This is a genomic window from Rahnella sp. CJA17(1/100) (genome assembly GCF_963881615.1).
GTDB lineage: Bacteria > Pseudomonadota > Gammaproteobacteria > Enterobacterales > Enterobacteriaceae > Rahnella > Rahnella aceris.
Map to the genome: position 1 here is coordinate 1 of NZ_CAWOJA010000001.1, position 12453 is coordinate 12453.

Consider the following 12453-nt stretch of genomic DNA (forward strand, 5'->3'; position numbering starts at 1 on the left):
AGCTACTTTCCGCTGCCGCTCGACTTGCATGTGTTAGGCCTGCCGCCAGCGTTCAATCTGAGCCATGATCAAACTCTTCAATTAAAAGTTCGATTTGCTTCAACAAGTGAAGCGGTGCTCAGAGATTACTTCGTAATAATTCAACTAAATGAATTACTGCTTGGTCACTCTAAGACTTGATATTTTTTGCCACCGAGGTGGCTGATATCGTCTTGTGAGTGCCCACACAGATTGTCTGATAAATTGTTAAAGAGCATGCCGCGGTTCGCAAGGAATCTTATGCGGCGCGGGAGGCGTATATTACGTTTTCCCGCTGAAGAGTCAAGAGATTATTCATTCGAACATTCTTCTTTTTCTCTTCCCGTCCGGGCGACTTGTCAGTCGTTGTTCCCAGTCAGTGGAGGCGCATTATAGGGAGTTCTCAGAAGGCCGCAACCCCTAATTTCACTTTTTTTACCAACCGTTCATTAATCCGTCAATTTCGTCCAAAATGGACAAATACCGGTCGTTTTTCGCTAAAAACACACCAGTTTCAAGCCAGAGGCTGGAGTAGACTCTCCTTCATAATTAAGAGAAAGACATTCAGGAATACCTTACATGCTACTTAATGCACATCAACAGGCAGCTCAACGTAACCTTTCTTACCTGCTGGCGGAGAAAATTGCACAACGCGTTTTGTCTGGGGAGTATCCGGAAGGGGCTATTCTTCCTGGCGAGAATGAGTTAGGAGAGATTTTTGGTGTCAGCCGGACGGCCGTGCGTGAAGCAGTAAAAACGCTGGCGGCTAAGGGAATGCTTTTACCCCGTCCGCGTATTGGTACCCGGGTAATGCCACAATCGAGCTGGAACTTTCTCGATCAGGAATTGCTGACCTGGTGGATGACCCGTGAAAACTTCGATCAGGTGATGGCGCATTTTATTGTTTTACGCAAAGCACTCGAACCTCAGGCTTGTGCGTTAGCCGCACTCGCTGCCAGTAAAGAGCAAAAGCATCAGCTCTCTCTATATATGTATGAAATGCGCCAGTTGCATAACAGCTTTGATCGGGAACACTGGATAACGGTAGATACGCAGTTTCACCAGCTAATCTATGAAGCGGGGAAAAATCCTTTTCTGACCTCTTTTGCAAATTTATTCAGTTCAGTGTATCAGAGCTATTTTCGGGCAATTACAGGCAATGAAGTGATTAAACTGGAACATCACCAGCGGCTGACGGATGCCATTCTGGCCGGTGATGCCAATGCCGCACTTCTGGAATGCCAGAGCCTGTTACTTGCTGATGAATGATCCCACAGACTGACGGACTACCAGCTCTGGGGTGAGCACTAAAATCTGAGGCTCTGAAGCCGGGTCTTGCAACCGATGCAGTAATGCATCAACCGCCAGTTCTCCCAGTGAGTCTTTAGGCTGATGGATTGTTGTCAGCGGCGGCATCATATATTGCGCCAGCTGGATATCATCGTACCCCATCACGGCTACATCATCGGGAACACGCAATCCACGCTGATAAAGTGCCTGATATACGCCAACAGCCATCGCATCGTTACTGGCGAAAACCGCATGCGGCGGTTCGGGCAGCGCCAGCAACTGCTGCATTGCGGCTAATCCGCCTTCAAATTCAAAATCACTACACACCTCATAACCAGGTAAAATCTTCAAACCGGCTTTTTCCATGGCCTGACGATATCCACTCAGCCGTTCCTGTGCGGTGGTTTTATCCAACGGGCCGGTAATGCAGGCGATGCGATGATATCCCTGACGGATTAAAAACTCCGTCGCCATTTCGCCGCCCAGCAGTGCGTTATCCTGAATAATATCTATAGCGCCATCAAACGGTGACCAGTCCATCATCACAATCGGCAGTGACGGATAACGGCTGATAACGTCTTTCGAGGGTCGGTGGTTTTCGGTGCACATGATCAGCAGTCCGTCGACCCGCTTTTGCAACAGCGTTTCCAGGCTGCGGTTCATACGTTCGGCGTCATTATCGGTATTACATAAAATGAGGCTGTAGCCGCGTTCATAACAACTACGCTCCACCCCACGCACCACTTCCGAATAGAAAGGGTTACTGCTGGCGGTCAGTAACATGCCGAGGGTGCGTGTCTGATTCAGCTTAAGGCTGCGGGCCAAGGCGGAAGGCGCGTAATTGAGTTGTTCAACGGCAGCATTCACTTTCTCAGCGATGGATTCACTGACAAAACGATTCTTGTTGATCACATGGGAAACTGTAGAGGTTGAAACGCCCGCGAGGCGGGCGACATCTTTCATGGTGGCCAATCAGGCCTCCTGTTGTGCGAGGAAATCGTCTATTTCTTTGCGCCACGGGACGGAAGGTTGTGCGCCAGGACGCGTCACGGCAATCGCTGCTGCGGCGTGTGCGAATCGTACTGCGCTGTCCATCGGTTTGCCTTCCAGCAGGGCTGTGACTAACGCGCCGTTAAAGGTATCACCTGCTGCTATCGTATCGACGGCTTTTACACGGAACCCCGCCACTAACTTTCCGTCTCCGTTCTGGCTAAGCCAGACGCCTTTACTGCCCAGCGTAATGATGACAGTCGTGATGCCTTTGTCATGCAAAGCGTTTGCGGCGCGAGCGGCATCTTCATTACTGTCGACTTTAATTCCCGTCAGCTTTTCAGCTTCAGTTTCGTTCGGGGTGATTATATCCACCCGTGCCAGCAATTCATCGGGCAATTCACAGGCCGGAGCCGGATTAAGGATCACCTGCGTACCGTTGTCTTTAGCGATCTTCGATGCCGCGATCACCGTTTCAAGCGGAGATTCAAGTTGCATTAATAAAGCAGAAGCACCAATGACCTGCTGTTTATAGCGATCAAGATATTCAGGCGTGACGGCTTTATTTGCCCCCGCATCTATGCCAATAACATTCTCACCTTCCGCATTCACGAAAATCAGCGCTACGCCAGTGGTGGTGTCTTTAATAGCTTCGATGGGGTGCGTATCAATATGGTCACTGGCCAGCTGTTTGCGAACTCGTTCGCCAATATCGTCATCTCCCACACAGGCAATAAAAGAAATATCAGCGCCACTGCGACCGGCTGCAACAGCCTGATTCGCCCCTTTACCGCCAAAGGCTACGGTGTATTGCTTACCGATAACCGTTTCGCCCGGTTGCGGGAAGTGGTTGATATTCAGAATGTGGTCAGCGTTGATACTGCCGAGTACCACCAGTTTGCCGGTTTTCATGTGGAGATCCCTGAGTCAAATAGCGCCTCCATCAGGAGGCGCAGTTACAGCATCGATAAAAAGAGTATTACGGCTGAGCAACCAGTTTCAAATCAACAGGGATAACAGCCGGCACTTTCTCGCCTTTGAGTACTTTATCTGCAGTCTGAACGCCGATCACACCGATTTGTTCAGGACGCTGTGCCACAGTCGCGCCCATTTTGCCGCTGTTAACGGCTTTGATACCGTCGTCGGTGCCATCAAAGCCAACGACCAGCACATCCGTTTTACCGGCAGTCTGCAGGGCGCGCAATGCACCGAGCGCCATTTCGTCATTCTGAGCGAACACGGCCTGCACGTCCTGATGCGCAGTCAGCAGATTCTGCATGACGTTCAGGCCCTTGGTGCGGTCGAAGTCAGCAGGCTGGCTGGCGAGGATCTGGAAATGGTGTTTTTCAGCGGCCTGAGCGAAACCTTTACCGCGTTCACGGGCAACAGACGTCCCGGCGATACCTTCGAGTTCAATGACTTTAGCGTTTTCGCCCAGTTTTTTGGCGATGTAATCACCGGCCATTTTCCCCCCGAAGGCGTTATCAGACGCGACGTGGCTGGCGACAACACCCTTAGTAGCCTGACGGTCAAGAGTGATCACCGGGATTTTCGCCTGGTTTGCCATCGCAACGGCATTGCCTACCGCATCAGAATCCGTCGGGTTGATCAGCATCAGTTTGGTGCCACGAACCGTCAGGTCCTGTACGTTTGCCAGCTCTTTCGCCGGGTTGTTTTGAGAATCAAGAACCACCAGGTTATAACCCAGTTTGTCCGCTTCTTTTTGCGCGCCGTCTTTCATGGAGACGAAGAACGGATTGTTCAGCGTGGAAACGACCAGCGCAATGGTGTCTTTCGCCAGAACGTTAGCACTGAAAGAAGCGGTGATCGCTGCGGCGGAAACCCAGACAGCCAGTTTTTTCATATTCATGGTCATAAGTCCTGTAGGAGAGTTTATTTGTTGCTTTTGTTATCCACCAGAACCGCCAGCAGGATGACAACTGCTTTTACGATCATCTGGTAGTAGGAAGAAACACCTAATAAGTTCAAACCGTTATTCAGGAAGCCAAGGATCAATGCACCGATCAGCGTTCCAACAATGCGTCCTTTACCCCCGGACAGGCTGGTTCCCCCTAATACCACTGCGGCAATCGCATCCAGCTCATAACCCGTACCTGCGTTGGGCTGCGCAGAAGATAAGCGCGCCACTTCGATGATACTGGCCAGAGCGGCTAACAAACCACACAGGGAGTAGACGATAATTTTGACTTTATCGACGCTGATACCTGACAGACGCGTAGCGGATTCGTTACCGCCCAGCGCGTAGATATAACGCCCCAGCCGGGTGTGATGCAGCATGTACCATGCCGCAATAAACACCACAGCCATCAGCCAGACGGGTGTCGGGATACCCAGCGGGCGACCGATACCAAACCAGCCAAAAACATCAGCGACATCATTAAAGCCGGTACTGATCGGGCTGCCGTTGGTGTACACCATCGTAATACCGCGCAGCAGCAACATCATGACCAGCGTAGCGATAAACGCCTGGACTTTCCCTTTGGCCACAATCATTCCGGTGACGCCACCCACAGCCGCACCTAACGCCAGCGCGGCGCCAACGGCAACAAACGCATTCACTTCCAGCCCGACAATCGAGGCGGCAACGGCGCCGGTCAGCGCCAGCAAAGAGCCGACGGATAAATCGATCCCGGACGTCAGGATCACCAGTGTCATGCCGACGGCCATAATGGCGTTAACGGACGTTTGCTGAAGGATGTTAAACAGGTTATTGACCGTAAAGAAATTCGGGCTCATGGAAGAGACCACGGCAATCAACACCAGCAGCGCAATCAGAGACTTTTGCTCCAACAACCACTCTTTACTGATCCAGCGCTTTTTGGCTGGCAATGTCTGAGAACTCATATCTGATTACTCCTGCGTCACGCCGTATTGCTTGCCGACAGCGGCAGCCATCAACACTTCCTGCGTAGCCTGTTCTATCGGGAATTCACCGCTTAAATGGCCTTCATGCATCACCAAAACCCGGTCACTCATACCGATCACTTCCGGCATTTCTGAGGAAACCAAAATGATACTCAGCCCTTCGCGCTTGAACTGGTTTATAAGCTGGTAAATCTCTTTCTTGGCACCAACGTCAACGCCGCGCGTCGGTTCATCGAGGATCAGGACTTTCGGCCGCGTCATTAATCCACGGGCAATTGCCACTTTTTGCTGATTACCGCCGGAAAGCAGGCCGATGGTCTGCATCATCGACGGCGTTTTGATATTGAAGAGACGGATGAAATCGCCGACAGCCTGCTGTTCTTCCGCATGTTTAAGACGTCCGCCAGCGTGGCTGAAATAACGCAGCGCCGTCAGCGACATGTTTTCTTTCACTGACATGCCCAGAACTAAGCCATCGCGCTTGCGGTCTTCAGAGATATAAACAATGCCGTTTGCCAGCCCGTCCTGCGGTGAGTGTGTCACCACTTCGCGACCATCAAGCGCCACATAACCACTTTTACGCGGTAAGGCTCCGTAGAGAATTTTCATCAGTTCGGTACGGCCTGCGCCCATCAGACCGGAAATCCCCAGAATTTCGCCGCTGTACAGATCAAAGCTGACGTTATCCACGCCCGGCCCGCTGACATCGCGTACCTGCAAACGCAGCGCACCGCGTTCATGATTAATGCGCGGGTATTGCTCTTCGAGGCGACGGCCCACCATCATTTCAATCAGCGTGTCTTCTTCAAGCGAACTGACCGGCCGCTCGGCGATGAACTGCCCGTCACGGAACACCGTCACGTCGTCGCAGATTTCGAAAATTTCTTTCATGCGGTGGGAGATATACACCACACCGCAACCGGCGGCTTTCAGTTCCCGGATCACGTTAAATAAAGAAGCGGTTTCGGTATCGGTCAGGGCATCCGTCGGTTCATCCATAATGATGACTTTGGATTCAAAGCTCAGCACTTTGGCAATTTCGACCATCTGCTGGTCGCCGATGGATAAATCGCCTACCAGCCGGTCGCTTTTGTAACGCAGATTCAGGCGCGCCAGCAGTTTATCGGCCTCGGCATACATCTTTTTCCAGTTGATGCGGCCAAAACCGTTCACAAACTCACGACCCAGGAAGATATTTTCAGCAATCGTCAGTTGGGGGATCAGGTTCAATTCCTGATGAATGATACCAATCCCGGCTTCCTGAGAGGCTTTAGGGCCACTGAAAACCGCTTCCTTGCCAAGAAAATGCACTGAGCCGGCATCTTTCTGATAGATGCCGGTCAGCACTTTCATCATGGTGGACTTGCCCGCGCCGTTTTCTCCCACCAGCGCCATTACACGTCCCGGATAGACGCTGAGCGCCGCGCCGGAAAGTGCTTTTACGCCGGGAAAGGCTTTATCAATGCCTGTCAGTTGCAGCAAAGGTTGCATAAAGGCCTCAGAAGGTTACGCCGGCACACAGAATAACGTTCGCATAAGGCGAACATTCCCCGCTGCGGATCACAGCCCGACTTTTTTCGCTTTGTGCTTTGAATGACTCATGACTGACGTAATCCAAAGCAATGGTGTTTCCCTGGTGTTGTTCGAGTTGTGTCAATTGGGCGAGCAACGCTTCATGGAGTTGAGGATTTTTAGTGAGGATTTCCTCGGCGAGGATAGCCCGCTCAACCTGCATCTCATGTGTCACTACCTCTAAGACTTGTAAAAAGGTGGGAACTCCCTGGGTCAGGGCCAGATCGATGCGTTGGCAAGCTGCTGGCACCGGAAGTCCGGCATCGCCAATAACCAGCTGATCGGTGTGACCTAACCGGGCAATAACATGTGAGATTTCGGCATTTAACAGCGGTGACTTCTTCATTGTGAACTCCTACAGCGAAACGTTTCGCTCACCAATGAGTTTATAAAGATCCCCGGCCATCGCAACGGAGTTATGATGGAATTGTGATCAGCGTCGAAACGTTTCGCTGAATAATTAAGAAACCGCAGGAAAATTTGAGTTAGTCGTTTCAGAAAGGAGAAAGCGAAAATAAAACAGGGCACCCGAAGGTGCCCTGCGAGCAGTAGAAAGGAGGATCAGATTTCTACCTGCGTACCAAGTTCGATTACGCGGTTCGGCGGAATTTCAAACTGATCCGGCGCGCGTAAGGCGTTGCGGCTGAGCGCCATAAAGAGTTTGCCACGGAAGTAGAGATACCAGGGGCGCTTGGTCAGGATCAGTGATTCGTGCGACATAAAGAATGACGTTTCCATCATCCGGCACGGCAATCCTTCCAGACCGCAACGGTGGAACACTTCCTCCACGTTCGGCGTTTCTTTAAATCCGTAGCTGGCGACCACACGCCAGAACGTCGGCGAAAGCTGTTCGATGGTGACGCGCCGGACGTTATGTACATAAGGCGCATCTTCGGTGCGTAACGTCAGCAGTACCACACGCTCATGCAACACTTTGTTGTGTTTGAGATTGTGCAGCAACGCAAACGGAATGACGTTGATGGCGCGCGACATATACACAGCCGTACCCGGAACACGCACCGGCGGGGATTTCTCCAGAGAGGCGATCATCGCTTCCAGGGAATTCCCATGCTCGTTCATGCGGCGCATAAGGCGGAAGCGCTCGCTTTTCCAGGTCGTCATAACGATAAACATGCCCAAACCCAGCGTCAGCGGCAACCAACCGCCGGAGAACAGTTTAGTAGCGTTCGCCGCGAACAGCGGGATATCCATAAACAGCAGACCGATCAGCAAAAGCCCGACCAGGAAAGGTTTCCAGTGCCAGTTTTTGAGTGCCACCGTACAGGAAAGAATACTGGTCAGCACCATCGTACCGGTCACTGCGATACCGTATGCCGCTGCCAGATTGCTCGAATGCTCGAAGCTGGCGATAACGATAACCACCGCAAAGTAAAGCAACCAGTTAATGGCCGGGATGTAAATCTGGCCCGCTTCCATTTCTGAAGTGTGGATGATGCGCATTGGCGGTAGATAGCCTAAACGCACAGCCTGACGCGTCAGGGAAAACACGCCGGAAATCACCGCCTGAGAGGCAATAATGGTCGCGAGTGTTGCCAGCACCAGTAACGGGATCAAAGCCCAGTCAGGCGCCAGCAGAAAGAACGGGTTCTTAATCGACTCCGGATCTTTGAGCAGCAATGCGCCCTGACCGAAGTAGTTCAGCACCAGAGAAGGCAGCACCACGGTGAACCAGGCCAGACGGATCGGGAATTTCCCGAAGTGGCCCATATCCGCATACAGCGCTTCCACGCCGGTAATCGACAGAACGACCGCGCCAAGTGCCAGGAAGGAAAACGACTTATGCTCGATAAAGAAGTTAACCGCCCACATCGGGTTCATGGCGCGAAGTACTTCAGGGTTCTGCATGATGCTGTTCACGCCGAGAACAGCCAGCGTCAGGAACCACAACAACATCACCGGCGCAAACAGTTTGCCAACAATGCCGGTGCCGTGTTTCTGAATAATGAAAAGCAGCGTCAGGACAGTAATAGATAAGGGGACGATATAAGGATCGAGTGAAGGTGCTGCGATTTCCAAACCTTCCATCGCGGAAAGAACAGAAATAGCCGGAGTGATCACCACTTCACCATAGAAGAAACTTCCGCCGATCAGGCCGAGAATGACCAAAACGGCAGTGGTGCGTGCCGAGGTGTTTCTGCCCGCCAGAGACATCAGCGTCAGAATACCGCCTTCGCCTGCGTTGTCCGCCCGCATCACGTAAGTGAGGTACTTGAGCGAAACAATGAGGATTAACATCCAGAAAATCAGAGAGAGAAAACCAAAAACGACGCTGGGTTCAACGTTGAAACCATAGTGACCAGAAAAACACTCTCTTAAGGTGTAGAGAGGACTGGTACCAATGTCGCCATAGACCACACCAATGGCGGCCAGGGTTACTGCTGGGAGTGACCGTTTATGTTCAGTGCTCATATTTCGTTTCTTTTTTGCTCGAACATCCGTAAGCGATGAGTGCGCTCGATCTTATGATGCCCACTAAAAGGCGCACAGTATGCACGAATAAATTGGATTGCCTACCCTTAAATGTGCAGCTAAACCGGCGTTCATATGAACGGGGTCACATTTCTGATAATAGAAAATTTTTAGTAATCAACAAGCTATAACGACAAAAATAAACGTGGCATATCGCTATTAGCCAGTACACTATTCAACAACTCAATGGAAACCGGAAGAGACAGTATGGCGCAATCTCCCCTTCTGGCAGAACGGATCGCCCGTCTTGCTAACGCATTAGAACATGGCCTGTACGAGCGGCAGGATGCCATAAGACTTTGCCTGCTGGCAGCCCTGTGCGGCGAAAGCGTTTTTCTGCTCGGCCCGCCAGGTATTGCAAAAAGCCTGATTGCCCGGCGCCTGAAATTTGCGTTCCGCCATGCGCGCGCTTTTGAATATCTTATGACGCGCTTTTCCACGCCGGAAGAAGTCTTTGGTCCGCTCTCGATTCAGGCCCTGAAAGATGAAGGCCGCTATCTGCGTCTTACCGAAGGTTACTTGCCGGAAGCTGAAATTGTCTTCCTTGATGAAATCTGGAAAGCAGGCCCGGCCATCCTCAATACATTGCTCACCGCCATCAACGAACGCCGCTTCCGTAATGGCGAACGAGAAGAACCTATTCCGATGCGTCTGCTGGTCAGTGCGTCCAACGAATTACCCGAAGCCGATGGTGGCCTCGAAGCGCTGTACGACCGCATGCTGATCCGTCTGTGGTTGGATAAAGTGCAGGATAAGCAAAATTTTCGCTCACTGCTGACCAGCCGGAACAATGAAAACGCCAATCCGGTGGCAGAGTCCCTGAGTATCAGCGATGAAGAATACCAACAATGGCAGCCGGAGATCGACAAAGTCAATCTTTCAGACAGCTGCTTTGAACTGATCTTCCAGCTGCGCCAGCGCCTTGATGCCCTGGATACGGCACCTTATGTCTCTGACCGTCGCTGGAAAAAAGCCCTGCGCCTGTTGCAGGCCTGCGCATTTTTCAGTGGCAGAAAAGCGATCACGCAGGTGGATCTGATCCTGCTGAAAGACTGTTTATGGCATGACCTTAATACTTATAACCTGCTGCAAACCCAGATTGAGCAACTGATCACCGAACAGGCTTATCAGCAGCAGACACTGCTGATGAAAATTCAGCAGCTGAATCAGCAATGGATGCAACATCAGCAGCAACAGAGTTCGCGTCAGTCAATCAAACTGAGTAAGAAGGCCGGCATTTTCAGCCGCAAGCCACAGTACAGCCTGCCTGAATCACTTAACACCACCAACCTGACCCTGTTATTGCAAACGCCTTTACACCTGCATGAAATAAAAGTCACACACCTGTTATTCGAACGCATCATCCTGGAAGAGTGGCTAAATAAAGGAGGCGTACTGAAAGCCAAACTCAACGGGATTGGTTTTGTACAAACCGTGGTTCTGGAAATCGATGACAAACAACAACTTCTGGTGCTGGATGTCAGCCGTCAGAGCACGCCGCTGACGCTGCCGGGCCATGAGCATATTGCCGTTCCCGACGAAATGAAAAATACGCTGAGTGACCTGACCGCAAAACTGGCGCAGCAGAGACATGAATTCAGCCAGCAGCAAAACTGTCTGTTTGTTCCGGCAGAATGGATGGCAAAAATAGAAGCCAGCCTGCTTCAGGTGGCTGAACAGTTGCGTCATCAGCAACAGACATTCAGTGGTCACTGATCATGTTCAGTCTCGAGTCACTGGATCTTCTGCTGGCCATCAGCGAAGCCGAACTGATTGAAGAACTGCTCGTCGGCTTGCTGGCTGCGCCTGCGCTGACGGTGTTCTTCGAGAAATTTCCCCGTCTCAAGCGTGCCCTGACCAAAGATCTCCCAGAATGGAAATTGCGCCTTCGCCAGAGGATCCACGAAACGCCGGTTCCCCAAGAGCTGGCGAAAGAATTCTATCTTTATCAGCATTGCCAGCAGATCGACGCCACGGCTTTTCAGTCCGGACTGCCTTCCCTCATCGATGAACTGGAGCAACTCAGCTCTCCCTTTGCCACGGAAGCCCGCACCTTAAAGGAGAATAATGAAACCTCACGGACGGCGAAAACCGGCAACAGCTTTCATACCTTGTTCCTCCAGCGCTGGCGCCTGAACCTGACCTTCCAAACGGTGAACGTTCATCATCAGTTACTCGAACAAGAACAGGAGCAGTTGCAGGAAGAATTGCTGCAAAGACTGCAGCTCAGCAGCGAGCTCTCTCCTTTATTAGCGGAGAACGATACGGCAGCAGGCCGGTTGTGGGATATGAGTAAAGGGAAGCGTCTGCGGGGTGATATTCAGTCGCTGGCGCGGTTCGGCGCTTTTCTTCAGCAGCAGCCTGAGCTGATGCATCTGGCAGAACAACTGGGCCGCAGCCAGACGGTCAAAACCAGTCCGCATGAAGATGCAAAAATGGAAACTCACCGGCTGATGGTGCGCGAACCTGCAACGGTGCCGGAAGAAGTGAATGGCATTCATCAGAGCGATGATATTTTGCGCCTGATGCCGACGGAGCTGGTGACGCTGGGGCTGCCTGAGCTGGAATACGAATTTTACCGCCGTTTGCTGGAAAAGCGTCTGATGACATATCGCCTGCAAGGGGACGTCTGGCGCGAGAAAGTGGTCAAACGGCCTGTGGTCTATCAGCAACAGGAACCGCAACCGCGTGGGCCTTTTGTCGTCTGCGTCGATACATCCGGTTCGATGGGGGGATTTAACGAACAGTGCGCCAAAGCGTTCTGTCTGGCGTTACTGAAAATCGCACTGGCTGATAACCGCCGATGTTACATCATGTTGTTTGCCAGTGAAGTGATCCATTATGAACTGACCTCCAACGGCGGCCTGGATCAGGCGCTGCGCTTTCTGGGGCAGCATTTTCGTGGTGGTACCGATCTGGCCGCCTGTCTGAATGCCACACTGGATAAACTCGCTTCTCCGCAGTGGGAGGATGCTGATGCCGTGGTGATCTCGGACTTTATCGCCCAGCGGTTGCCAGATGAAGTACAAAAGAAGGTCAGGGCGTTGCAACGGGAAAAACACCACCGCTTTCATGCCCTGGCAATGTCGCACTATGGCAAGCCCGGCATCCTGCGCATTTTCGATCATATCTGGCGCTTCGATACCGGCATGAAAAGCCGCGTACAGCGACGCTGGCAGAGAAATTAAGCCTAAAGAGAAAGATAAT

The 12453-nt window shown here is 51.8% G+C and carries 10 protein-coding genes and 1 rRNA gene; 3 read left to right on the forward strand and 8 right to left on the reverse strand.

Features of this window, described 5'->3' with window-relative positions:
• Positions 1-84 (reverse strand): 16S ribosomal RNA (locus AACU55_RS00005); the annotation flags it as partial.
• Positions 85-597: 513 nt separating this feature from the next.
• Here AACU55_RS00005 and AACU55_RS00010 point away from each other — a divergent pair.
• Positions 598-1287, forward strand: coding sequence for a FadR/GntR family transcriptional regulator (locus AACU55_RS00010; RefSeq protein WP_013577664.1), 690 nt, complete (start codon positions 598-600; stop codon positions 1285-1287).
• Here AACU55_RS00010 and rbsR read toward each other — a convergent pair.
• From rbsR to kup, 7 genes are all read right to left on the reverse strand, one after another.
• Positions 1270-2280, reverse strand: coding sequence for a ribose operon transcriptional repressor RbsR (rbsR, locus tag AACU55_RS00015; RefSeq protein ID WP_013577665.1), 1011 nt, complete (start codon positions 2278-2280; stop codon positions 1270-1272). The genes AACU55_RS00010 and rbsR overlap by 18 nt on opposite strands.
• A complete protein-coding gene (rbsK, locus tag AACU55_RS00020) occupies positions 2281-3210 on the reverse strand; it encodes a ribokinase (RefSeq protein ID WP_037033894.1) in 930 nt (309 codons plus the stop codon). It abuts the gene before it with no gap.
• Between the two features lie 67 nt (positions 3211-3277).
• Positions 3278-4168 carry a ribose ABC transporter substrate-binding protein RbsB gene (gene rbsB / locus AACU55_RS00025; protein WP_013577667.1) on the reverse strand — a complete coding sequence of 297 codons (891 nt, stop codon included), beginning with the start codon at positions 4166-4168 and terminating at the stop codon, positions 3278-3280.
• A 23-nt stretch (positions 4169-4191) separates the two neighbouring features.
• Positions 4192-5163: a ribose ABC transporter permease gene (gene rbsC / locus AACU55_RS00030; protein ID WP_013577668.1), complete on the reverse strand. Its 972-nt coding sequence runs from the start codon at positions 5161-5163 to the stop codon at positions 4192-4194.
• A gap of 6 nt (positions 5164-5169) precedes the next feature.
• Positions 5170-6675: a ribose ABC transporter ATP-binding protein RbsA gene (rbsA, locus tag AACU55_RS00035; protein ID WP_013577669.1), complete on the reverse strand. Its 1506-nt coding sequence runs from the start codon at positions 6673-6675 to the stop codon at positions 5170-5172.
• A 7-nt stretch (positions 6676-6682) separates the two neighbouring features.
• Entirely contained in the window at positions 6683-7102 is a 420-nt protein-coding gene (gene rbsD / locus AACU55_RS00040; protein WP_013577670.1) for a D-ribose pyranase, read from the reverse strand.
• Between the two features lie 215 nt (positions 7103-7317).
• Positions 7318-9186 (reverse strand): low affinity potassium transporter Kup, encoded by a 1869-nt coding sequence (kup, locus tag AACU55_RS00045; RefSeq protein WP_013577671.1) that lies wholly within the window; start codon positions 9184-9186, stop codon positions 7318-7320.
• A 267-nt stretch (positions 9187-9453) separates the two neighbouring features.
• Between kup and ravA the strand changes: the two genes are divergently transcribed.
• Positions 9454-10962, forward strand: coding sequence for an ATPase RavA (gene ravA, locus AACU55_RS00050; RefSeq protein ID WP_134706426.1), 1509 nt, complete (start codon positions 9454-9456; stop codon positions 10960-10962).
• Positions 10963-10964: 2 nt separating this feature from the next.
• Positions 10965-12434, forward strand: a complete 1470-nt coding sequence (gene viaA / locus AACU55_RS00055; protein WP_134706428.1) for an ATPase RavA stimulator ViaA — start codon at positions 10965-10967, stop codon at positions 12432-12434.
• The last annotated feature ends 19 nt before the right edge of the window (positions 12435-12453 follow it).